This window comes from Eggerthella timonensis, from assembly GCF_900184265.1.
Lineage (GTDB): Bacteria > Actinomycetota > Coriobacteriia > Coriobacteriales > Eggerthellaceae > Eggerthella > Eggerthella timonensis.
Genome location: NZ_FXXA01000002.1, coordinates 2,664,916 through 2,686,711, shown reverse-complemented (window position 1 = coordinate 2,686,711; position 21,796 = coordinate 2,664,916). Strand labels below are relative to the sequence as shown.

Sequence of the window (21,796 nt, the reverse complement as noted above, 5' to 3'; positions counted from 1 at the left end):
AAGGAGTACCATGTCCGGCCGCACAATATCGCATAGGATCGCAAGCGTTTTGGCCAGCGTCGTCTTCGCGCTCACGCTGTGCTTCACGGCGGTCGTCGTGGCGACGACGCTCGCGTCGGGACGGGGAGAGGCCAGCCTGCTGGGGTGGAAGCCCTACGTCGTGCTGTCCGATTCCATGCGGACCGAGTTCCAGGTGGGCGACATCGCGGTATCGCATGCGGTCGATCCCGCCACGCTGGGGCCGGGCGATATCGTGACGTTCGAGTCCATCGACCCCGACAGCTACGGCGAGGTGTTCACGCACAAGATCCGCGAGATCACGGAGTACGAGGGCGAGCGGGCGTTCGTCACCTACGGCACCACCACCGGCGACGACGACGCGTACCCCGCGCCGTTCAGCCGGGTGGTGGGGCAGTACGCGTTCCGCATCCCCCAGGCGGGCTACGTGTTCCAGTTCTTCAAGTCGCCGCTGGGCTACGTGGTGCTCGTGCTGGCGCCGTTCTCCGTCCTCATCGGGCTGCAGGTAAAGCGGTTCGCCGGCCTGCTCGCCCAGCGCAGGAGGGAGAGCGCCCGCGCGCTGGCCCAGGAGCAGGCGCGGTCGCGCGCGCTGGAGGCCGAGCTCGCCGCGCTGCGCGGGCGCCACGTCGCCCCGCCCGCCGCGCTGACGCGCGCCGCATGCGGGGAGGGGGTTTCCGATGAGGGTCGAAGCGGCCGACCCCCGGGAGCACCTGTCGCCCGCGCAGATGTGCGTGATGGGCATGATCGCCGCGCATTCCACGGAGGGCGGCGGCGCGATCCTGTCGAAGCGCCAGATGAGCATGCTGTCCGGTTACAGCGACGACGCGATCAAGCTGGCCGTTCGGGAGCTGAAGCGCAAGGGCTACCTGACGGTGGAGTCGCGCTTCGCCGAAGACGGCTCGCGCCTTTCGAACCGCTACCGCATCGTGGCGCCCGGTTAGCCCTCGCGCCCTCGCGGCGACGCGCCCCGCCCGCCGTTCGCCGGCGGGGCGTTGCGGGGGCGGGCGAAGTCCGGTATCCTAGCCGTCGTGAGAGTACGCAAGCGCGTACGAAGGGGCGCACCACCTCGGGTGCGATCTGCTTCGTGCGCGCTTTTTTCATGCCTGGAGGGCGGCTATGCGCCGGCGGGCGGAGAGGAGGGGCGGTGGCGAAGGTGAACGGGGCCGAGCGGCCCGAGGCAGACGGCGGGACGCTCGCCGAGCTGCTGGCGCTCGACGGCGTGGACGCCGCGCGCGTGGCATGCGAGCTGAACGGCCGGATCGTGCCGCGCGACGCGTACGCGGCCACGGTGCTGCGGGCGGACGACGCGCTCGAGGTGGTCCGCTTCGTGGGAGGCGGCTGATGGACGCGCTCGCCCGTCGCATCGGCGCGGACGCGCGCGCAAGGCTGGCGGCGGCGCGCGTGGGCGTGGCGGGGCTCGGCGGCCTGGGGTCGCACATCGCCGTCATGCTGGCGCGCTCGGGGGTGGGCGCGCTGCACCTCGTGGACTTCGACCGCGTGGACGAGGGCAACCTGAACCGCCAGCACTACTTCCGCGAGCACCTCGGTCGGCCGAAGACCGAGGCGCTTGCCGAGCAGCTGCGGCGCATCGAGCCGGGCATCGAGCTGGCGCTCGACCGCGTGCGCGTGGACGCCGGCAACGCGGCGGCGCTGTTCGCGGGCGAGCGCATCGTGTGCGAGGCCTTCGACGACCCCGCATGCAAGGCCGACCTCGTGAACGCGCTCTTGACGGAAACGCCGGACACCGTGGTGGTTGCGGGCAGCGGCATGGCGGGCGCGGGCCCGGCCGACGCCGTGGTCACGCGCCGGGCGGGACGGCGGCTGTACGTGTGCGGCGACGGCGCCACCGACGTGGCGGACGCCGCGCTGTTCGCGCCGCGGGTCGCCCTGTGCGCGGCGCAGCAGGCGCTCGTCGCGGTACGCCTCGTGCTGGGTCTCGAAAAAGAGTGACGACATACGCGAAACGGGCCGCGGAGGCGGCCGGGAAGGGATAGCCATGGCATACGAACCGGACACCTGGTCGCTCGGCGGCCGTACGTTCACCTCGCGCTTCATCCTGGGGTCGGGGAAGTTCAACCTCGACCTCGTGGAGGCGGCGGTGCGCGACGCGGGCGCCGAGATCGTCACGCTGGCCGTGCGCCGCGCGAACACGGGGCAGGACGAGAGCATCCTCGACGCCATCCCCGAAGGCGTGACGCTGCTGCCGAACACGTCGGGGGCGCGCACGGCCGAGGAGGCGGTGCGCATCGCGCGGCTGGCCCGGGCGATGGGCTGCGGCGACTTCGTGAAGGTGGAGGTCATTCGCGATGCGGCCTACCTCATGCCCGACAACGCCGAAACCGTGCGGGCCACGGCGCTGCTGGCCGAGGAGGGCTTCGTCGTGCTGCCCTACATGTTCCCCGACCTCGTCTGCGCGCGCGACCTCGTGCGGGCGGGCGCGGCGGCCGTCATGCCGCTGGCGGCGCCCATCGGCTCGAACAAGGGCCTGGCGGCGCGCGATTTCATCAAGATCATCGTCGAGGAGGTGGACGTGCCCGTCATCGTGGACGCGGGCATCGGCCGGCCGTCCCAGGCGTGCGAGGCCATGGAGCTGGGCGCGGCCGCGGTCATGGCGAACACCGCGGTGGCCACGGCGGGCGACGTGCCCCTCATGGCGGCCGCGTTCAAGCGCGCCGTGGAGGCGGGCCGCGCGGGCTACCTCGCCGGCATGGGACGCGTGCTCGACCGCGCCGAGGCCTCCTCGCCCCTCACCGGCTTCCTCGCGGACTAGGGGGCGCGCATGGACATCGCACGCGCCCCGCGCTTCCCGCGCCTCGACGCCGTGGACCCGGCGGACGTGGCGCGCGACCGCGGCATCGATCCCTTGACCTACCTTCCCGACATGGACGTCACCGACTCGCCCGTGCTCGGCGAGCTGCTCGGCCGCGCATCGTCGTTCGACTTCGACGCCGTGGGCGAGGCCGACGTGCGCGCCGCGCTCGCGGCCGACCGCCTTTCGCCCGAAGGCTTCGGCGCGCTGCTGTCGCCGGCCGCCGAGCCGCTGCTGGAGGAGGTGGCCGTCGCCGCCCGCGCCGCGCGCCGGCGCTGGTTCGGCAGCACCGCGTACCTGTTCACGCCGTTGTACCTGGCGAACTACTGCGACAACCACTGCGTGTACTGCGGGTTCAACCGCGACAACGACATCTGCCGCGCGCGTCTCGACGCGGACGGCATCGTCGCCGAGCTCGACGCCATCGCGGCGACGGGCCTCGAGGAGATCCTGCTGCTCACGGGCGAGGACCGGGTTCGCACCGACGTCGCCTACATCGGCGAGGCGTGCAAGCTGGCCGCCGAGCGCTTCCGCATGGTGGGCGTGGAGGTGTACCCGATGAACGAGGACGAGTACGCCTACCTGCACGCATGCGGCGTCGACTACGTCACGGTGTTCCAGGAGACGTACGACCCTGCGCTCTACGGCAAGCTCCACTTGGCGGGGCGCAAGCGCGTGTTCCCGTACCGCGCGAACGCCCAGGAGCGCGCGCTGAGAGGCGGCATGCGGGGCGCGGCGTTCGGCGCCCTCTTGGGCCTGGGAGACTTCCGGCGCGACGCGCTCGCCTGCGGCCTGCACGCGTGGCTCGTGCAGCGCGCCTACCCGCACGCCGAGCTGTCGCTGTCGTGCCCGCGGCTGCGGCCCATCGTCGGCAACGGCTCGCTGGGGCCGCGCGACGTGGGCGAGCGCCAGCTTCTGCAGGTGATGTGCGCTTACCGTCTGCTGCTGCCGCAGGCGGGCATCACCATCTCGTCGCGCGAGCGCGCGGGCTTCCGCGACGAGGCCATGGGCATCGCCGCCACGAAGATATCGGCCGGGGTGTCCACGGGCGTCGGCGAGCACGCGGGCGAGGAGGGGGCGGGCGACGACCAGTTCGAGATCGCCGACGGCCGCGACGTGCCCCAGGTGCGCGCCGCCCTGCGCGCGGCCGGCCTGGAACCGGTGATGAACGACTATGTGCGCCTGTGAGCCCGGACGGCGGATCCCGTCGTTCGCGCGCGTCTTCGTCACCGACCGCCTGGGCTGCGCGCGCCCGCTGCCGCAACAGGTGGAGCTCCTCGCGGGGGCAGGGGCCGTCGACGCGGTCATCCTGCGCGAGAAGGGCCTCGACGCCGATGCGTACGCGCGCCTCGCGGCCGAGGTGGCCGCCGCCTGCGCCCGCTGCGGCATCGCGTTCGCCGCGCATACGCAGGTGGACGCGGCGCGCCGCATCGGGTGCGCGACCGTGCACCTGCCGCTGCCGCTGCTGCGCGCGCGGGGCCGCCCGGAGGGGTTCTCCTGGGTGGGCACGAACGTCCACGAGGTCGAGGAGGTGGACGAGGCTGAGGCGCTCGGGGCCGACGCGCTCGTCGCGAGCCCCGTGTTCGCCCCCTCGTGCAAGCCGGCGACGGCAGCGAAGGGACTGCCGTTTCTGCGCGCGATCGTGCGGCGCGCGCACGTGCCCGTGCTCGCGCTCGGCGGCATAACCGACGAGAACGAGCGCTTGGTCAGGGAAAGCGGCGCGGCGGGAGCCTGCCGTATGGCGGATTACGCGCGTCGTTGAGGCATTCAACGACGCATCCCGTGCAAAACGGAGCGAAGTAGGGGATAATGGCCTGTTGACGAGCGAACGAGCGGGTCGACGACGGACAGGGGGAGACGCGGTGGGAGCGTCCAATTTCAGCGAGCGGGAGCTGGCGGGCACGTGCGACAAGTACGCGCAGGCCGTGCACGACATCAAGGACCGCTACGGGTTCGATTTCGTGTCCATCGGGCTGACGGCCTTCATCGGCGCGCCGCTCAAGTGGGTATACAGCGCGGGTGCCACCGGCGAGCGCCATCGACGCATCGTGCTCGCGCCCGGGCACGGCATCGGCGGCATCACCATCAAGGCGGGCAAGCCCATGATGTTCACCGACATCGACGAGGAGATCGACCCGCGCGAGTACTCGTCGTACCCTATCGTGTTCGCCGAGGACCTGCACAGCTTCTGCGCGCTGCCCCTCACGCGCGGCGGGCGCGTGGTGGCCGTGCTGCTGTGCGCCTTCCGCACGGCCAGCGACCAGCACGAGGCGGCGTTCCATCGGCTCATCGAGGGGTTGGGCGACACGCTGTGCGGCCTGAAGGTGGTGTCGAGCGACTTCATGGACTTCGAGAGCATCGCAGCCGAGAAGCGCTCGGACAGCCAGAAGAACCCCATCTTCATCCGCTCGGAGCTCTCGCGCGTCATCGCCGCGCAGGAGGACGAGCGCAAGCGCATCTCGCGCGAGCTGCACGACGGCATCGCGCAGGAGCTGCTCACGCTGTCGTTCGTGTTCAAGCGCCTTGCTTCGCACGTGGACGCCGAGGGCGCGGAGCTGCTCGCCGAGGCCAACAACGACCTGGACCGCGTGCTCGACGAGCTGCACAACATCTCGGTGGAGCTGCGCCCCTCGGCGCTCGACCACCTGGGCTTCGTGGCCGCCCTGCGCTCGCAGGCGGCCGTGTTCGAGCGCACGTACGGCAGCGAGATCGTGTTCGAGGGCAGCCTGTCGCGCGATCGCTTCGACCAGGCGCTCGAGACGCAGGCGTACCGCATCTGCCAGGAGGCCATCCTGAACGCCTGCAAGTACTCGGGCTCCGAGAAGGTGATCGTGCAGCTCGAGGATTCGGCCGGATGGCTGCACGTGAGCGTCGTGGACCACGGGTGCGGCTTCAACACCGAGCAGCCCGAGATCAAGGGCAGCGGCTGCGGCCTCGTGGGCATGCAGGAGCGCGCGAGCGTCATCGGCGCCACGTTGACGATGGAATCCGACGAGCACGGCACGAAGATGACGCTGGTCGCGCCGATGCACGTGGTGGAAGGCAAGGAGGTGGGCGCATGATCCGCGTCATGCTGGCAGACGATCACGAGGTGGTGCGCGCGGGCTTCAGGATGATCCTCGAGCAGGATCCCGAGGTGCGCGTGGTGGCAGAGGCGGCCGACGGCGCGCAGGCCTACGCCATCGTGGCCCGCGAGAAGCCCGACATCCTGCTCATGGACATCTCCATGCCGCCGGGGCAGAGCGGGCTGGTAGCATGCGAGAAGATCGCGAAGGACTTCCCCGGCACGAAGGTGGTCATCCTCACGATGTTCGCCGAGCCCGAGTACCTGTTCTACACGCTGCGCGGGGGAGCTGCGGGCTACGTGCTGAAGAACTCGACGTCCGAGGAGCTCATCGCAGCGGTCCATGCCGTGGCCGAGGGCGGCAGCTACATCCACCCGAAGATGACGGCGCTGCTCACCAAGCAGCTCGTGACGGGTGGCGAGGAGGAGGACCGCTCCTACCAGCAGCTGTCGAACCGCGAGTTGGAGATCCTGCAGCTTCTGGCCAAGGGCTTCACGAACAAGGAGATATCCGAGCAGATATTCCTTTCGGTGAAGACCGTCGAGGCCCATCGCTCGAAGATATACCAGAAGCTCGGCCTGAAAACCCGCGCCGACCTCGTGGACTATGCCCTGAGGCACAAGCTGCTGAACGTGTAGGGATTCTCCCGGGCGCGCGGTGCCGCTTCAGAAGCGCCGCGAAGCCGCGCGGCGCTTCTGAAGCGGCACCGTCATGCTTCGACGGCGTCGCTCGCCGGCTCGGGCGAGGATGCGGGAGCGGGCTTCGCGGTGCGTCCCAAGGTGAACGACAGGGCGCGCGTCGGGCAGGCGTCGATGCATGAGCCGCAGGCCATGCAGTCGCCCGCGCGCACGATCACGTCGCGCTCGGTGAGCACCGGGTCGAGGATGGCGGGGTCGGACAGGCAGGCGCTTTTGCACGCGTCGCAGCGGATGCACGCGCTGCGGTCGAATTTGACGTTCACCTGGCCCATGTGCCCGAGCGCTTCGTAGAAGCCGCCGAGCGGGCACAGGGAACGGCACCACACGCGGTGGCCCCAGAACAGCTCCGCCAGCACGATGGTCAGCAGCACCCACACGCCTGTCACGGCCCCGAACAGGATGCCCTTGTTGACGGCGCTGATGGGCGAGAACGCCTCGAACACCGGCACGCTGGTCAGCGCCGACAGCGCGAGCACCGCCAGCGCGATCCACAGCTTCGCGTGGCGCGGCACCGGCATCTCCCGCACGTTGAGGCGCAGCTTGCGGCGCACCGCGTCCGCGATCTCCAGCAGCAGGTTGACCGGGCACACCCATCCGCAAAAAGCCCGTCCCCTGATCAGGCCGTACACGACAAGCACCGGCAGCACGGCCAGCAGCCAATCGAGTTCGAACGTCTTCGAGGCGGCGACCACCTGCAAGAATCCGAAGGGATCGAGGAGATCGAGCCCGCCTACGGAAGAGGAGGACAGGCTGCCGAAAAAGGGAAGCTCGGCAGGGGCGGGCGCGGCATCGTCGCCGCCGACGGCCAGCCCGAACAGGCCCCAGCCTGCCACGAGCACCGGCGCGGCGAACAGCGCCAGGACCGCTGCCTGCACCGTATGGCGCAGATAGGACCAGCGAAACGCGCGCCGAGGGTTCGGGGCGTCGCTCATCGCGTACCGGCCTTGGCGAGCGTGGGGTCGTCTTCGAAGTTCGCGTAGACGAGGTTGATGCCGGTGACGCCTTCGATGCCGATGAAACCGCTCGCGACGTCGTGCGAGTCGTCCACGGTTTCGGCCTCGATGGTGACGACGATCTTGTAGCCGTTCGTCTCGTGCACCTCCACGCCCTCGCGCTGCGCAAGCTCCAGCGCCACGTCGTCGGTGCGCTCGGGGCTCGTTTCCACGACCAAACTCGAAATGACCATGATGGGTTCCTTACCTTCGTTCATCGGCTCCTCTGAGGGCCCGCCCCCTAGGATGCAGGGGGCGGGTGAGGAGGGAGGGCGGACGCGCGGTGCTCCGTCCGCCGGATAGGGCTGATGGTTCTCTTACGCCTGCGCGTGGCAGGTGATGCACTGCTCGTGCGTCGGGTCCATTTCCAGGGAGCCCGCATCGCCGCCTGCGTAGTGGTCGGCAGGCAGGGCGGTCGCGTCGGCCAGCATGGGGTTCGCCTGCTCGTTCGCGCCGTGGCAGCCGTAGCAGCCCGCCGCGCCCAGGTTCTCGAAGCGGCTCTCGTGGCTTGTGGGCATCAGCGGCGGGGCGCCTGCCGGCACGTTCGCGTTCACGTCTTCCTTGGGCGCTTCCTGGCTGCAGCCGGCAACCGTGCCCAAGCCCAGCGCCATCACGGCCACGAGGGCGGCGGTTATCATGTGCTTCTTCATCGTCTTCCCCCTAGAGCTTCGTAATGGATACGCAGGTCTTCTTGTAGTCGGGCTCCTTGGACAGCGGGCAGTACACGTCCTGCACTGCCAGGTTGACCAGGGTCTCCTCGGCGAAGAACGGAGCGAAGGCCACGCCGGCGGGAGGTTCGGTGCGCCCTGCCGTGGACACCTTGATGTCGAACTCGCCGTAGGTGGACTTGACGCGCACCATGTCGCCGTCCTTGACGTCCATCTTCTTGCAGTCGTCCGGGTTCATGTTGAGCAGCGCCTCGGGCAGCGCGCGGTCGAGCTCGGGCACGCGGCGGGTCATCGTGCCGGTGTGCCAATGCTCCAGCAGACGGCCCGTGACGAAGTAGAACGGGTACTCGTCGCTCGGCGTCTGCGCGGGCGGCTCGTAGGGGCGGAACACCACGGAGGGCTTCATGTTGGCGGACTTGTAGAAGCTCACGCCGCCGGCCATGCCGGGCTTGCCGTACTGCTTTACGCCGATCTCGTCGAAGCCTTCGTCCTGCGATCCCTCGGCGAAGCGCCACTTCGTGGACTTCCAGGCACCGTCGACGTTGCGCACCGGCCACGTCATGCCGTGGTGGGTGAGGTACTCCTCGTAGGGGGCCAGCTGCTTGGCCTCCATCTTGAGCTTCGCGTTGAACTTCCCGTCCGCGTCGTCGTTGATGGCCTTGGCCTTGTCGTTCATCTCGGGGTTCGAGAAGATGCGGTACTCCTCCCACAAGAGGCGGTTCGTCTCGCGGTCGTCGTTCTTGAAGTCGCGCGCGTTCTTGTCGTATATGAAGCCGAAGAGGTGGTCGAAGGAGTCCTCGCCGCCGATCTTCTCGCCGTCGAGCACGCGGTGCGCAACTTCCATGAACGCCCAGAGGTCCCACTTGGCCTCGCCCGGAGCATCCACGGCCTTCTCGAAGACAGCCGAACGGCGCTCGGCGTTGCCGAACTGGCCCTCGCGCTCGACCCACAGGGCGACGGGGAACACGACGTCGGCGTACTGGGTGGACAGGGTGGGGTACACCTCGTTGACCACGATGAACGCGTCGAAGATGCCCTTGTTGTCGTCGCCTTCGCCCAGGAAGCGGGTGAGGTTCGGCATGGACTGGGCCCAGTTGTTGTGCGCGGACCACATGAAGTCGATGTTGCCCTTCGACAGCTCGCGGAACATTTTGACCGTGTGCATGCCGGGGGCCTTGATCTCGTCGAGGTAGCCCTCGGGCAGATCCCAGATGGCCTCGGTGTAGCGGCGGTGCTGCTCGTTGGCCACGAGGAGGTCGGCGGGCAGGCGGTGGCTGAACGTTCCCACCTCGCGGGCGGTGCCGCAGGCGGTGGGCTGGCCGGTCAGCGAGAAGGGGCCGCAGCCGGGCTGGGCGATCTTGCCGGACAGCAGGTGGACGTTGTAGATGTTGTGGTTCATCCACGTGCCGCGGTTGTGCTGGTTCACGCCCATCGTCCACAGCGACATGACCTTCTTGTCGGGGTCGGCGAAGACCTCGGCCAGTTCCTTGAGGTCCTCGACGGCCACGCCGGAGAGCTGGGAGGTGTACTCGAAGGTGTAGGGCTCCAGGCGCGCGGCGTACTCCTCGAACGTGATGGGGCTCACGGCGTCCACCTTCGAGCCGATCTCGCTCTTGTCGTAGCCGTCTTCGAAGGCGTTCCCGATGTCCTCGGTGCCCTGCTTGAACTGCAGATGGTCGTTCACGAACGCCTCGTCGTACTTCTTGTTCTGCACGAGGTAGTTGGCGATGCAGTTCGCGATGGCCAGGTCGGTGTTCGGATGGAAGATCATCGTCTTGTCGGCGCTCGCGCTCGTGCGCGTCCTGATGGTGCCGAGGTCGTAATGCTTCACGCCCGTGCCGGAGAGCTTGCGGGCGGTCAGGCGCGAGTACAGCATGGGATGCGCTTCGGCCATGTTGGCGCCCCAGGTGATGAAGACGTCGGCCTGGTCGAGGTCGCTGTAGGAGCCGGCGGGCTCGTCGGTCTGGAACACGTTCATGAACGCGACCACGGCGCTGGCCATGCAGAGGCGCGCGTTCGGGTCGACGTTGTTGGACAGCAGGCCGGCCTTGATGAACTTGGCGCAGGCGTAGCCCTCGGTGATGGGCTGCTGGCCGCTCAGCCAGAAGGCGAGGCGGCTCTTGTCGGCCTTCCACGTCTCCTTGAGCTTGGACGCCACGAGCTCAAGCGCCTCGTCCCAGGTGGCCTCGCGCAGGCCCTCTCCGGTGCCCTTCGTGGACTTGTCCTCGCGGATCATCGGCTTGGTCAGGCGATCGTCCCCGTAGAGGATCTTCGCCAGGTAGTAGCCCTTGACGCAGTTGAGGCCCTTGTTGGACTCGTTGTCCGGGTCGCCCGTGACGCTGACGAGCTTGTTGTCCTTGACCTCGCAGATGACGCCGCAGCCGCAGCCGCAGAAGCGGCACACGGCCGTGTACTTCTGACCGTCGCCCGCAGCGGCAGCCGTCGTCTGGCCCTCGCCGCTCGCGCATCCAACGAGCGACGACATGGTGCCTGCCGCCGCGGCGCTTGCAAGCGCTACCGCCGTGGCCTTGACGAATCCTCGTCTTGAGATGTCCATGACATCCCTCCTTTTCCTCCCGTTACTCACTCTGTATGTCCTACCGTCCTCCAACGGTTTGGCAGTACGTTCAAGGGCGCGACGCGCCCGTTACCCCGCCGCAGCGACGCCCCGTGCGCGCTCCTCGTCGCAAGCGATGCGGATGGCGACCTCGGGTTCGCCGACTACGCAGCGCTCGACGCACAGCCCGCATCCAACGCATTTGTCCTCGTCGATGACGGGGGCGAACACGGAATGGATGGCGTCGCCCTCGCGCAGGCGGTAGTCGATGGTGATGGCCTCGTCGATGAGGGGGCAGGTGCGGTAGCACACTTCGCAGCGCATGCCCTGAAACGCGATGCAGAGGTCCTCGTCGATGACGGCGACCCCCATCTTCACGTCCGAGCGGGCCTCGATGTCGCGCAGCGCGTTCGTGGGGCAGGCCTCGACGCAGGGGAAATCCTCGCACAGGCGGCATGCCTGGGCGCGCGCGTCGATCATGGGCGTTCCCACGGCCGCGCCCGCGTCGTCGCGCGCGGGCTTGAGGGCGAGGTAGGGGCAGGCTTCCATGCATTTGCCGCATTTGATGCAGCGCGACGCGAAGTCCTTCTCGCCCTGCGCGCCCGGAGGGCGCAGCAGGTCGGCCTCGCCGCGGGTGGCGTAGAACACGGCTTGGAATGCCACCAAGGCAGCCGACGCACCCGCTATGACGCTCGATACTTTCATGAAATCTCCTCTTCCTCACGTCGTATCATGCGCTTGAGCAGGACGGGTGCCTATCGGGGTATATCCGAGGGCGTGGGAGGGAAACCCCTGCGCAGTGGTAGGGTTTTCTTCTGTTTTTAATAAAGAATAATGTTGAAGTGGAAAAACAACGCGCCCCGCATCGTCGAACACGATGCGGGGCGCGGTTTCCAGCGATGCGCGCGGGGCGCTAAGAGGCTAGGCGCTCAGGCGCACGCCCACGTACGTGGCGGTGTCGGGCAGGCCCGAGATATCGTACATCTCGGACAGGGGGATGGCCGAGACCTTCCAGGTATAGGTGGTTCCGTTTGCTTCGACGGTGCCCTGCTTGAACGTGTTGCCCACTTCGTCCACGCCCATGCCGTCTTCGGCTACGGTGGCGGGATCGAAGCCCTCCGCGGCGATGGCGCTGTCGATGGCGGCATCGAGGCTGCCCGAGGAGAAGTCGGCGTAGCGCAGGCGCATGGACGTTTCTTCGGAGCGATCGGCGTCGAGCGTCCACGACCCGTTGAGCAGCAGCGCCGCCTCGCTCGCCGTGAGCTTCGACACGCCCTTGCTGTACATCATGCCGGCATCGAGCTCGCTCACGTCGGCGGGCAGCTTGATCAGCTCGAGGGCGGCATCGGGATCCTCCGACATGCCCCCCTTGTCGATGACCGTGAGGCCCGCGTCGGCCAGGGCCTGCTTGATCTCGTCGTCGTTCATCGCGATGTAGGACGTGAGCGACGGCAGGTCGTAGGACACCTCGCGCGACAGGTTCTCCTCGACGCTGGCCTGGGCGCGCGCGGCGCCTCCCTTCACGGCGTCCAGGACGTTGAACAGCAGGTAGCCGCCGATGAGGGCTGCGACCACGACGAAGGCGATCATGATGGCGATCTGGGGCTTGGGCATGTCGAGCGGGCGCTCGAGGCCGCTGCCGTCCAGGTAGCGCACGGGGCCTTCCGTGTCCACGTACTCGTTTCTGCGTGACTTGAATAGCATTGCGTCTCCTGCGGTGATGTGCGTGATCGGTGCGAAACTGATGTTGCGCTTTGCGCATTATAGCATTGCCCGCCGCGACCTGCGCGCAACCCTGCGCGTCAACGACATTTGTACGGGTTGCGTTAAATTCCCCTTTTTGCAATTGCCGAGCTGGGGGCGTCGTGTTAGGATACCGAACACCCGTGGGGGAGTAGTTGGCTCGCATGTTCGGATATGCGAGCGGCACGTTCAACATCATGGCCGGAAGGCCTGGCGTGTCTTAAATAACGAGACTCATGGCGCAGCTTGCATCGTGCGGCGCGCCATGAGTCTTTTTTTATGGACGCTGCCCGCCCGCGGAACGGACGAGGAATCTGAAGAAGGAGCTAACAACCCGTGGATCTGTCAATCTTCGCGTCACCCGAGGCATGGATCAGCCTGGTCAGCCTCATTTTCCTGGAAATCGTGCTCGGCGTGGACAACCTGGTGTTCATCTCGATCACGACGAACCGCCTGCCCGAGGACAAGCAGCACATCGGCCGCAAGCTCGGCCTGGCCGGCGCGCTCGTCATGCGCATCGTCTTCCTGTGCTTCGCCTCGTTCCTCGTGCACATGACCACGCCGCTGTTCACCATCGACCTCGGGCCGTACGCGCACGGGTTCTCGGTGCGCGACCTCGTTCTGCTCATCGGCGGCGGCTACCTTATCTACAAGGGCGTCGCCGAGCTGCGCGACACGCTCAAGCTGACCGAGGTCAAGGCCGAGCATTGCGAGGAGCACAAGGCGCTCCATCGCATCGCGCTGCCGCAGGCCGTGGGCACCATCATGGTCATGGACCTCGTGTTCTCCATCGACTCGGTCATCACGGCCGTGGGCATGGCCGATCACCTCATCATCATGATCATCGCCGTCATGCTCGCCGTGTTCCTCATGATGATCTTCATCGACCCCATCTCGAACTTCATCAACGGCCATCCCGAGATGAAGATGCTCGCGCTCACGTTCATCGTGGCCATCGGCGGCCTGCTCGTCATCGACAGCGCCGGCTTCCACACCGGCATCGAGCTTCTGCACATGCCGCTCGAGAAGCTGATCGTGTACTTCGCCATGGTGTTCTGCATCGTGCTCGAGCTCATCCAGATGCGCTACAACGCGAACTTCCTCGCGTGGCGCAAGGACCGCTGGAAGAACGAGACGGCCGCGCAGATCGAGAACGTGCGCGCCGAGATGATGGAGCAGATGAAGCGCGAGGGCGCACAGCCGCAGCCTGCGGGCGCATCCGACGCGGCAGGCGCGCCCGCCGAGCGCATCACGCCGGTCATCATCGGCAACAACGTGTACGTCATGATGCCGATGGCGGGTGAGGACGCCGCGTCGTTCAAGGAGCTCATGGCCACGTCCGACACGGCGAGCGCCGCCTTCGGCCGTCCGCTCGAGATCGGCGCCGAGAACGTGACGGTGGAGGACGCCGGCGACGCGGGCGAGCCCGCCTACGAAGTGCCGGAAGAGAAGTAGCCGACAACGGAAGCGGCCCCGAAAGGGGCCGCTTTGGGACGGTGAGACAGAGGGGTGAGACAGAGGGACGGGGTAATTGTCTCATTCGCACGCGAATGAGACAATTACCCCGTCCCTCTGTCTCACCCCTCTGTCTCACCGCCGTTTACTCGGAGGCGAACAGCTCGTAGCCTTCTTCGCTGACGAAGAAGCGCGCGGCGCGCGGGACGATGCGCGCCGAGAACGGCGTCGTGAGGCGCGTCGCCTCGCCGTCGTACTGCACTTCCATGGGCGGGTCGGCCTCGACGCGCACCTCGCGGGCGCGGTGGATCTCCAGGGCTCCCGTGCGGTCGGGGAAGTCGCCGCCGCGGTCGAGGAGGCCGGCGAACACGGCGGGGATCAGGTCGAAGGCGGTCTTCGCCTTGAGCACCACCACGTTGAACTCGCCGTCGCGCGGCTTGTTGTCGTGCGTCACCGTGATGTCGAACTGTATCTTGGAGAAGTTCACGAGCAGGATGCCCAGGCCGTCGCTCTCCACCCGCTCGCCGTCGAGGTCGATGGTGAAGTGCGACTTCTGCGGCAGGGGGTTCGCGATGGCGGCCGAAAGGTAGGCCATGGGTCCGAACAGGCGCTTGCCGGCCTCGGCGCCGTGCATGATGGCGGCGTCGTAGCCCGCGCCCGCCATGATGCCGAAGCCGAACTTGCGGTCCGCCACGTCGATCTCGCCGAGGTCGAAGTCGAGCGTGCGGCCCTCGCGCACCATCTTCGCCAGCGCGTGCGGCTCCATGGGCGAGGCCAGGTTGAGCGCGAGCAGGTTCGCGGTGCCGGCGGGGAAGGGCAGGACGGGGATGCCCGAGTTGGCCAGCATGTAGCTGACCGTGGCCACGGTGCCGTCGCCCCCGCTCGCGATGACGGCGTCGAACGATGCGGCGTCGGCGAGCAGGGTGCTCACGCCGGTGGTCCCGTCCGTCGAGCGCAAGCACACCTCGTCGCCGTCTTGGGCGAACGAGCGCACGAAGTCGTAGACGGCTCCTTCCCCGAAGCCGGACGAGAGGTTGTTGATGACGAGCAGTTTCACCGGTTCCCTTTCCAATCGTTTGCTATGATGGCATGGTACAACATGAACCGAGAAACACAAGGTAAGGAACACCGGGTGTACATAGCAAACCAAGAAAACCTCGTGGCGTTCGTCGAGCGCGCCATGCATTCCAGCGTGCTGGCCATCGATACGGAGTTTTTGCGCGAGAAGACCTACTATGCCAAGCTGTGCCTGATCCAGCTCGCGACCGACGACGAGACGGCCATCGTCGACCCCTTCGCCGTCGACGATTTGCGCGTGCTCGCGCCCGTGCTGCGCAACGAGAGCGTCATGAAGCTGTTCCATGCGGGCAACCAGGATCTCGAGATCCTGCTGCGCGAGGTGGGCGTGCTGCCTCATCCGCTGTTCGACACCCAGGTGGCCGCCGCGCTCTTGGGCCATACCCAGCAGATCGGCTACGCCGCGCTCGTGCACGCCGAGTGCGGCGTGACCCTCAAGAAGATCGACTCGTTCACCGACTGGTCGCGCCGCCCGCTGTCGGACTCGCAGCTGGAGTACGCGGCCGACGACGTGGTGTACCTGCCGCGCATGTACGAGCGCATGCGCTCGCAGCTCGTGGAGCTCGGGCGCCTCGCATGGCTCGACCGCGACTTCGAGGACATGGCCGACCCGGCGCGCTACGCCACGAACGAGCGCGAGCGCTACAAGCGGCTCAAGCGCGTCTCGCAGCTGTCACGGCGCCAGCTGTCGGCCGCGCGCGAGGTTGCGGCGTGGCGCGAGCTCGAGGCGCAGCGGCGCGACGTGCCGCGCAAGTGGGTGGTCACCGACGAGCAGATCGTCGAGGCCTGCAAGCGCGAGGCGCGCTCCATCGACGACCTGTTCATGGTTCGCGGGCTGTCCGACCGCCTGTCCACGAAGGACGCGCGCGCGGTGGTGGCCCTCATCGCGGCGGCGGTGGACGCCTCGCCCGACACCTGGCCCGAGCCCGACCGCTGCGGCAAGAACGAGCCCAACGTCGATGCGGAACTCGACCTCATGTGCGCGCTCGTGCGGTTGCGCGCGAAGCAGAACGGCGTGGCGTTTCCCACGCTGGCCAGCCACGACGACCTCTCGCGCGTGGCGCGGGGCTACCGCGAGGGCATCGACCTTCTGCGCGGGTGGCGCCGTGCGCTCGTGGGCGAGGAGCTGCTGGAGCTGTTGGAGGGCAGGATCGCGCTCAGCATCGACGGCTCGGAGCTGCGCGTGGAGCATCGGGACTGAGGCGCGCAGGCGCTTTCGCGCCGGCAGTTGCGAATCTTTCACGCTGAATCGATGACGGTTTCGAGGCGATCATCTGTTTCATTATAGAATATCGGCGAACGAAAACGATGCGGGCGCCCGCGCCCGCGCATGCAACCCCTTGAAGGAGTGTTATAACCTATGTTCGGATTGAGCAACGGATACCTGCTGCTGATCGTGGTCACGCTCGCCATCGGCGGCTTGGCAACCTGGTATGTGAACTCCCAGCTGAAGAAGTACACGCACGTGCCCATCTCCACGGGCCTCACCGGCGCCGAGGCCGCGCGCCGCATGCTCATGTACTACGGCATCGGCGACGTGGAGGTGCACCGCGGCGGACCCGGCCAGGACTTCTTCGACCCGCGCACGAACTCGGTCACGCTGTCGCCCGACGCGTTCAGCGGCCGATCCATCACGGCGACGGCCACCGCGTGCCACGAGGTGGGCCACGCCTGCCAGTACGCGCAGGGATACGCGCCCATGAAGATCCGCGGGGCGCTCGTGCCCGTGGTGAACCTCGCGTCGAACGCGTGGATCTTCCTGCTCATGCTCGGTATCTTCATGCAGATCACCCAGCTGACGACGCTCGCCATCGTCATGTACGCGGCCGTCGTCATCTTCCAGCTGGTCACGCTGCCGGTCGAGTTCAACGCCTCGCAGCGCGCGATGGCCTACATGAACACGACGGGCTTGCCGCAGGCCGAGCAGACCGGCTCGTTCAACGTGCTGCGCGCCTGCGCGCTCACGTACGTGGCCGCGGCCCTCACCTCCATCCTGCAGCTCTTGTGGCTGCTCGGTCAGCGCCGGGACTAGCGCCGGGCGATGGGGGATCGCGATAAGGAGCCGGCGCTTTCCGTATCGGCCGCTATGGCGCTGGCGAAGGGAGCGCTCGAAGGCGTCGTCGTGCGCCTCGTGGGCGAAGTCTCCGAGGTGAGCAGCAAGCGCGGCTACAAGGCCGTCTACTTCACCGTGAAGGACGAGGACGCCGCTTTGTCCTGCATGATGTGGATGGGTCGCTACAAGGCCTGCGGGGTCGATCTTGCCGTCGGCCAGCTGGTGGAGCTTTCCGGCAGGTTCACGCTGTACGCGGCGAAGGGGCGCATGAACTTCGACGTGTTCTCGCTCGCTCTCGCGGGGGAGGGCACGTTGCGCGCGCAGGTGGCGGCGTTGGCTCGCAAGCTGGAGGCTGAGGGTCTCATGGACCCGGCGCGCAAGCTCCCCATCCCGCAGTTCCCGCTGACCATCGGCATCGTCACCTCGCCGCGCGGCGACGCCGTGCACGACATGCTGCGCACGTTGCGCAACCGGTTCCCGGTGGCTCGCGTGCTGGTGGCGGGCGTGCGGGTGGAAGGCGCGCGCGCCGCCGCCGACATCGTCGAGGGCATGCGCTGCATGTACCGCGCCGGCGTGGAGGTCATGCTGGTCGGGCGCGGCGGGGGCTCGTACGAGGACATGATGCCCTTCAACGACGAGGCGCTGGCGCGCGCCATCGCGGCGTGCCCTATCCCCGTGGTCACCGGCATCGGGCACGAGCCCGACACGTTCATCGCCGACATGGTGGCCGACCGCCGCGCCTCGACGCCCACCTACGCGGCCATGGCCGTCACGCCTACGCGCGAGAGCTTGGAGGAGCTGTTCGGCGCGCATGCGCGCTCGCTTACCATGAGCGCGTCGCGCGCGGTGGAGCGCACTGCCGCCGAGGTGCGCCGATGCGCCGAACGGCCCGTGTTCCAAGATGAGAACCTCCTGTTCGCCTCCTGGATGCAAGGCTTGGACCTGGCCTCGGAGCGCCTGTTCCGCGCCATCCCCGCCAATCTCGAGCGCGACCGCACGACGCTTGATCGACAGCGCGAGCGCTTGGCGCGCCTGCTGCCCGAGGGCGTCGCGCGCGAGCGTGCGGCCCTCGAGCGGTGCCGCGAGCGCTTCCTGCCGTCGCTGCCCGCCAATCTGGAACGCGATCGCGTGCGGGCGGGCCACGCCCGCGAGAGGATGCAGGCCTTGGGTTCCGGGATCGTGCCGCGGTTCGGGCAGCAGGCGGCCTTGGCGGCTGCGCGCTTGGAGGATCTCTCGCCGCTGTCCGTCATCGGGCGCGGCTACGCGATCGCCCGCACGCAAGACGGGTCCGTGGCGAAAAGCGTCGATGCCGCGCCGCCGGGCTCGGCGTTGGAGGTGACCGTCTCCGACGGCGTGCTGGCGTGCCGCGTCGAGTCGGCGCGGCATGAGGAGATAGAGCTGATACGTTGGGAGGATGAAGGGTGATGGATACGACCGAGTGCAAGCCGATCGAGGAGCTGACGTTCCGCGAGGCCATGGCGGAGCTGGACGGCATCGTGCGCGTGCTGGAAAGCAACTCGCTCGAGCTGGAAGACAGCCTGATGAGCTACGAGCGGGGGGTATCGCTCCTGCGCGCGCTGCAAGGCCGGTTGAACGAGGCCCAGCAGAAGGTGGAAGTGCTGATGGGCGAGCTCGAGGGCGAGGTCGACGACGCGACGCGCGACGCGACGCTGTCTTAGCTCATCGGGCGGCAGCGGCGAGGGGGCTTCCGCGCTCTCCGCCGATCGACGAAGAAGGAAGGAAGAGCCATGCGCAAGGAAGACTGCCTGTTCTGCAAGATCGTGGCGGGGGAGATCCCTTCGGCGAAGGTGTACGAGGACGACCGCGTGCTCGCGTTCGAGGACGTGAACCCGCAGATGCCCGTGCACACCCTCATCGTGCCGAAGAACCACTACGACAACATCGGCGACGCCATCCCCGACGAGGAGATGGGCTACCTGTTCAACACCGTGAAGAAGGTCGCCGAGATCAAAGGCATCGCCGAGAGCGGATACCGCGTGATCGTGAACACGAACGACGACGCGCAGCAGTCCGTGCACCATATCCACGTGCACGTGCTGGGCGGGGCCCCTATGAACTCGGGCGATCCATCGAAGAAGTGACGCCTGTCCCATTCGGGGGCAGACCCCACATGGGACATCCGGGGCCGCTCGGCTGCTTTGCAGCCCGCGCGGCCCCGGTCGTGTTTTCGGTGAGCGGCGCGCCGTTGGCCGATACTGAGGGCCGTTTGCGCTCGGAGGTTCTCGACCGCGCCTAAAATAAGCGTTTTAGGAATACTGAAGGAGGCAGGTCGTTGAACGTACTAGTCATCAATGCGGGATCATCTTCCTTGAAGTACCAGCTGGTCAACGTCGAGCAGCAGGAGCTGCTCGCGAAGGGCATCTGCGAGCGCGTGGGCTCGGCCGAGGCGTTCCACAAGCACGGCCTCGATAAGAACGAGGAGGTCATCGACGCCAAGATGGCCGACCACGACGACGCGATGGCGCTCGTGCTCGAATCGCTGACGAGCGGCCCGGCGAAGGCCATCGACTCGCTCGACGAGATCGACGCGGTGGGCCATCGCATCGTGCAGGGCGGCAAGTACTTCGATCGTTCGGTGCTCATCGACGCGGACGTCATCGAGAAGATCGACGAGCTGGCCGAGCTCGCGCCCCTGCACAACAAGGCGGCGCTCATGGGCATCAACGCGTGCCTCAAGCACATGCCCGACACGCCCATGGTGGCCGTGTTCGACACGTCGTTCTTCCAGACGCTGCCTCCGAAGGCCTACATGTACCCCTTGCCCTACGAGCTGTACGAGAAGTACGCCATCCGCAAGTACGGCGCTCATGGCACGTCGCATCGCTACATATCCGAGCGCGCCGCCGCCGTGCTCGACGAGCCCCTCGAGGACCTCAAGCTCATCACCTGCCACCTCGGCAACGGCTGCTCCATGTCGGCCATCGACCATGGCGTGGCGGTGGACACCTCCATGGGCCTCACGCCGCTCGACGGCCTCATGATGGGCACGCGCTGCGGCGCCGTCGACCCGGCCATCGTGCCGTTCGTCATGGAGCACGAGGGCCTCAGCGCCGCCGAGATGAACGACCTCATGAACAAGAAGTCGGGTCTCTTGGGCATCTCGGGCATCTCGAACGACCTGCGCAGCGTGCGCGACGCCTCCGAGCAGGGCCACGAGCGCGCCATGCTGGCCTACGACATGTACTCGAACTCGGTGAAGAAGTACATCGGACAGTACATGGCCGTGATGGGCGGCGTGGACGCCATCGTGCTCACGGCCGGCGTCGGCGAGAACTGTGAGAAGATGCGCCGCATGATCTTCACGGGACTGCAGCCCCTCGGCATGATCCTCGACGAGGAGAAGAACCGCCAGCGCGGCTTCGAGCGCGAGATCTCCACCGAAAGCTCGCCGGTCAAGATCATCATCATCCCCACGAACGAGGAGTACATGATCGCCCGCGACACCTACGAGATCCTCCACGAGAAAGTGGACGTCCCGCTGGTGTAAGCCGCCTTTCGACCCTGCATGCGAACGGGCCCGCGACGAATCGCGGGCCCGTTTCTTATGCTCGCAACGCCCGCCCCGCCTGGCCGACGGGGCGGGCGGGCTCGGTTACTCCGCCTTCTTCGCCTGCGCCTGCACGCAGGTGATGGCGATGACGCCGACGATGTCGTCGGCGGTGCAGCCGCGGGAAAGGTCGTTCACCGGCGCGGCGATGCCCTGGGTCACCGGGCCGTACGCCTCGGCCTTCGCCAGGCGCTGCACCAGCTTGTAGCCGATGTTGCCGGCGTCGAGGTCGGGGAAGATCAGCACGTTGGCGTGTCCGGCGACGGGGGAGTCGGGCGCCTTCGAAGCGCCGACGGAGCCCACGATGGCCGCGTCGAGCTGCAGCTCGCCGTCGAGCGCGAGCTCGGGCGCCAGTTCCTTCGCGATGGACACGGCCTCCACCACCTTGGCGGAATCGCCGTTCTTGGCCGAGCCGTAGGAGGAGTGCGACAGCAGCGCCACGGCGGGCTCGGTGCCGATGAGCGTCTTCCAGGACTTCGCCGAGTTCACGGCGATGTGCGCGAGCTTCTCGGCATCGGGCTGCACTTCCAGGCCGCAGTCCGAGAACAGGAACGTGCCCTGCTCGCCCAGGTCGCAATCGGGCACCACCATGATGAAGAAGGAGCTGACCAGCTTCACGCCCGGCGCCGTCTTGAGGATCTGCAGGCAGGGGCGCAGCACGTCGCCGGTAGCATGGCACGCGCCGGCCACCATGCCGTCGGCGCCGCCGGTCTTCACCATCATCACGCCGAAGTACAGCACGTTGTCCATGAGGTCCATCGCCTGCTCGGGCGTCATCCCCTTGGCGCGTCGCAGCTCGTAGAGCTGTTCGGCGAACCCTTCGCGCAGCTCGGACGTGCGCGGGTCGACGATGCGCGCGCCCTCGAGCGCGTAGGGGCTGGCAGCGATGGCGTCGGCGTCGCCCAGGATGACGAGGTCGGCGACGTCGTCGGCCAGGATGCGCTCGGCAGCTGCAAGCGTGCGTTCGTCGTCGCCTTCGGGCAGCACGATCGTCTGCCGATCCGCTTTGGCGCGGGCGAGCATCGTTTCCAGGAATGAACTCATGGGCGATCCCTTCTGGTATTGTCCGTTTTCCGATGTAAGTATGATACTA

The 21,796-nt window shown here is 67.5% G+C and carries 22 protein-coding genes; 14 read left to right on the top strand and 8 right to left on the bottom strand.

Annotated features, from left to right (window positions below; translation table 11 throughout):
- Window positions 1-10 precede the first annotated feature (10 nt).
- The 7 genes from C1A15_RS11275 (at window position 11) to C1A15_RS11245 (ending at window position 6,530) form a co-directional block, all read left to right on the top strand.
- Window positions 11-1,360, top strand: a complete 1,350-nt coding sequence (locus tag C1A15_RS11275) for a signal peptidase I (protein ID WP_101722665.1) — start codon at window positions 11-13, stop codon at window positions 1,358-1,360.
- Window positions 1,360-1,968, top strand: a complete 609-nt coding sequence (thiF, locus tag C1A15_RS11270) for a sulfur carrier protein ThiS adenylyltransferase ThiF (protein WP_101722664.1) — start codon at window positions 1,360-1,362, stop codon at window positions 1,966-1,968. The genes C1A15_RS11275 and thiF overlap by 1 nt, the downstream gene beginning before the upstream one ends.
- 46 nt (window positions 1,969-2,014) lie before the next feature.
- Window positions 2,015-2,788: a thiazole synthase gene (locus C1A15_RS11265; protein WP_101722663.1), complete on the top strand. Its 774-nt coding sequence runs from the start codon at window positions 2,015-2,017 to the stop codon at window positions 2,786-2,788.
- 9 nt (window positions 2,789-2,797) lie between these two features.
- A complete protein-coding gene (gene thiH, locus C1A15_RS11260) occupies window positions 2,798-4,015 on the top strand; it encodes a 2-iminoacetate synthase ThiH (protein ID WP_101722662.1) in 1,218 nt (405 codons plus the stop codon).
- A complete protein-coding gene (locus C1A15_RS11255) occupies window positions 4,002-4,589 on the top strand; it encodes a thiamine phosphate synthase (protein ID WP_101722661.1) in 588 nt (195 codons plus the stop codon). The genes thiH and C1A15_RS11255 overlap by 14 nt, the downstream gene beginning before the upstream one ends.
- 100 nt (window positions 4,590-4,689) lie before the next feature.
- Window positions 4,690-5,889: a GAF domain-containing sensor histidine kinase gene (locus C1A15_RS11250; protein WP_101722660.1), complete on the top strand. Its 1,200-nt coding sequence runs from the start codon at window positions 4,690-4,692 to the stop codon at window positions 5,887-5,889.
- Entirely contained in the window at window positions 5,886-6,530 is a 645-nt protein-coding gene (locus C1A15_RS11245; protein WP_101722659.1) for a response regulator, read from the top strand. Before C1A15_RS11250 ends, C1A15_RS11245 begins: the two co-directional genes overlap by 4 nt.
- A gap of 71 nt (window positions 6,531-6,601) precedes the next feature.
- Here C1A15_RS11245 and C1A15_RS11240 read toward each other — a convergent pair whose 3' ends face one another.
- The 6 genes from C1A15_RS11240 to C1A15_RS11215 all read right to left on the bottom strand — a co-directional run bounded on the left by C1A15_RS11240 (window position 6,602) and on the right by C1A15_RS11215 (window position 12,511).
- A complete protein-coding gene (locus tag C1A15_RS11240; RefSeq protein WP_101722658.1) occupies window positions 6,602-7,522 on the bottom strand; it encodes a 4Fe-4S binding protein in 921 nt (306 codons plus the stop codon).
- A complete protein-coding gene (locus C1A15_RS11235) occupies window positions 7,519-7,776 on the bottom strand; it encodes a chaperone NapD (protein ID WP_101723775.1) in 258 nt (85 codons plus the stop codon). The genes C1A15_RS11240 and C1A15_RS11235 overlap by 4 nt, the downstream gene beginning before the upstream one ends.
- Window positions 7,777-7,899: 123 nt before the next feature.
- The gene (locus C1A15_RS11230) at window positions 7,900-8,232 is read right to left on the bottom strand and encodes a hypothetical protein (RefSeq protein WP_101722657.1); all 333 of its coding nucleotides are present in this window, start codon (window positions 8,230-8,232) and stop codon (window positions 7,900-7,902) included.
- A gap of 10 nt (window positions 8,233-8,242) precedes the next feature.
- Window positions 8,243-10,807 carry a molybdopterin-dependent oxidoreductase gene (locus C1A15_RS11225; protein WP_101722656.1) on the bottom strand — a complete coding sequence of 855 codons (2,565 nt, stop codon included), beginning with the start codon at window positions 10,805-10,807 and terminating at the stop codon, window positions 8,243-8,245.
- A 90-nt stretch (window positions 10,808-10,897) separates the two neighbouring features.
- Window positions 10,898-11,512, bottom strand: coding sequence for a 4Fe-4S dicluster domain-containing protein (locus C1A15_RS11220; RefSeq protein ID WP_101722655.1), 615 nt, complete (start codon window positions 11,510-11,512; stop codon window positions 10,898-10,900).
- Between the two features lie 216 nt (window positions 11,513-11,728).
- Complete coding sequence (locus tag C1A15_RS11215; RefSeq protein WP_101722654.1) at window positions 11,729-12,511, bottom strand: teichoic acid transporter; 783 nt, start codon at window positions 12,509-12,511, stop codon at window positions 11,729-11,731.
- Between the two features lie 375 nt (window positions 12,512-12,886).
- Between C1A15_RS11215 and C1A15_RS11210 the strand changes: the two genes are divergently transcribed.
- Window positions 12,887-14,005, top strand: a complete 1,119-nt coding sequence (locus C1A15_RS11210) for a TerC family protein (RefSeq protein WP_101722653.1) — start codon at window positions 12,887-12,889, stop codon at window positions 14,003-14,005.
- A 145-nt stretch (window positions 14,006-14,150) separates the two neighbouring features.
- On the opposite strand, the gene C1A15_RS11205 is transcribed toward C1A15_RS11210, so the two are convergent.
- The gene (locus C1A15_RS11205) at window positions 14,151-15,062 is read right to left on the bottom strand and encodes a diacylglycerol/lipid kinase family protein (protein WP_101722652.1); all 912 of its coding nucleotides are present in this window, start codon (window positions 15,060-15,062) and stop codon (window positions 14,151-14,153) included.
- A gap of 75 nt (window positions 15,063-15,137) precedes the next feature.
- On the opposite strand from C1A15_RS11205, the gene rnd reads away from it, so the two are divergent.
- The 6 genes from rnd (at window position 15,138) to C1A15_RS11175 (ending at window position 20,643) form a co-directional block, all read left to right on the top strand.
- Window positions 15,138-16,283 carry a ribonuclease D gene (gene rnd / locus C1A15_RS11200; RefSeq protein WP_101722651.1) on the top strand — a complete coding sequence of 382 codons (1,146 nt, stop codon included), beginning with the start codon at window positions 15,138-15,140 and terminating at the stop codon, window positions 16,281-16,283.
- A gap of 159 nt (window positions 16,284-16,442) precedes the next feature.
- Window positions 16,443-17,114: a zinc metallopeptidase gene (locus C1A15_RS11195; RefSeq protein WP_101722650.1), complete on the top strand. Its 672-nt coding sequence runs from the start codon at window positions 16,443-16,445 to the stop codon at window positions 17,112-17,114.
- Window positions 17,115-17,123: 9 nt separating this feature from the next.
- Window positions 17,124-18,560 (top strand): exodeoxyribonuclease VII large subunit, encoded by a 1,437-nt coding sequence (xseA, locus tag C1A15_RS11190; RefSeq protein ID WP_101722649.1) that lies wholly within the window; start codon window positions 17,124-17,126, stop codon window positions 18,558-18,560.
- Entirely contained in the window at window positions 18,560-18,814 is a 255-nt protein-coding gene (gene xseB, locus C1A15_RS11185) for an exodeoxyribonuclease VII small subunit (protein ID WP_180953079.1), read from the top strand. The genes xseA and xseB overlap by 1 nt, the downstream gene beginning before the upstream one ends.
- 69 nt (window positions 18,815-18,883) lie before the next feature.
- Window positions 18,884-19,237, top strand: coding sequence for a histidine triad nucleotide-binding protein (locus tag C1A15_RS11180; protein WP_101722647.1), 354 nt, complete (start codon window positions 18,884-18,886; stop codon window positions 19,235-19,237).
- Window positions 19,238-19,428: 191 nt separating this feature from the next.
- Complete coding sequence (locus C1A15_RS11175) at window positions 19,429-20,643, top strand: acetate/propionate family kinase (RefSeq protein WP_101722646.1); 1,215 nt, start codon at window positions 19,429-19,431, stop codon at window positions 20,641-20,643.
- 105 nt (window positions 20,644-20,748) lie between these two features.
- Here the strand turns inward: C1A15_RS11175 and pta are convergent, their stop codons facing one another.
- Entirely contained in the window at window positions 20,749-21,747 is a 999-nt protein-coding gene (pta, locus tag C1A15_RS11170; RefSeq protein WP_101722645.1) for a phosphate acetyltransferase, read from the bottom strand.
- Between the last annotated feature and the right edge of the window lie 49 nt (window positions 21,748-21,796).

Coding starts and splice junctions, on each gene's coding strand:
- C1A15_RS11275 (WP_101722665.1), top strand. CDS start 11: ATGTCCGGCCGCACAATATCGCATAGGATCGCAAGCGTTTTGGCCAGC.
- thiF (WP_101722664.1), top strand. CDS start 1,360: ATGGACGCGCTCGCCCGTCGCATCGGCGCGGACGCGCGCGCAAGGCTG.
- C1A15_RS11265 (WP_101722663.1), top strand. CDS start 2,015: ATGGCATACGAACCGGACACCTGGTCGCTCGGCGGCCGTACGTTCACC.
- thiH (WP_101722662.1), top strand. CDS start 2,798: ATGGACATCGCACGCGCCCCGCGCTTCCCGCGCCTCGACGCCGTGGAC.
- C1A15_RS11255 (WP_101722661.1), top strand. CDS start 4,002: ATGTGCGCCTGTGAGCCCGGACGGCGGATCCCGTCGTTCGCGCGCGTC.
- C1A15_RS11245 (WP_101722659.1), top strand. CDS start 5,886: ATGATCCGCGTCATGCTGGCAGACGATCACGAGGTGGTGCGCGCGGGC.
- C1A15_RS11240 (WP_101722658.1), bottom strand. CDS start 7,522: ATGAGCGACGCCCCGAACCCTCGGCGCGCGTTTCGCTGGTCCTATCTG.
- C1A15_RS11235 (WP_101723775.1), bottom strand. CDS start 7,776: ATGGTCATTTCGAGTTTGGTCGTGGAAACGAGCCCCGAGCGCACCGAC.
- C1A15_RS11230 (WP_101722657.1), bottom strand. CDS start 8,232: ATGAAGAAGCACATGATAACCGCCGCCCTCGTGGCCGTGATGGCGCTG.
- C1A15_RS11225 (WP_101722656.1), bottom strand. CDS start 10,807: ATGGACATCTCAAGACGAGGATTCGTCAAGGCCACGGCGGTAGCGCTT.
- C1A15_RS11220 (WP_101722655.1), bottom strand. CDS start 11,512: ATGAAAGTATCGAGCGTCATAGCGGGTGCGTCGGCTGCCTTGGTGGCA.
- C1A15_RS11215 (WP_101722654.1), bottom strand. CDS start 12,511: ATGCTATTCAAGTCACGCAGAAACGAGTACGTGGACACGGAAGGCCCC.
- C1A15_RS11195 (WP_101722650.1), top strand. CDS start 16,443: ATGTTCGGATTGAGCAACGGATACCTGCTGCTGATCGTGGTCACGCTC.
- xseA (WP_101722649.1), top strand. CDS start 17,124: ATGGGGGATCGCGATAAGGAGCCGGCGCTTTCCGTATCGGCCGCTATG.
- xseB (WP_180953079.1), top strand. CDS start 18,560: ATGGATACGACCGAGTGCAAGCCGATCGAGGAGCTGACGTTCCGCGAG.
- C1A15_RS11180 (WP_101722647.1), top strand. CDS start 18,884: ATGCGCAAGGAAGACTGCCTGTTCTGCAAGATCGTGGCGGGGGAGATC.
- pta (WP_101722645.1), bottom strand. CDS start 21,747: ATGAGTTCATTCCTGGAAACGATGCTCGCCCGCGCCAAAGCGGATCGG.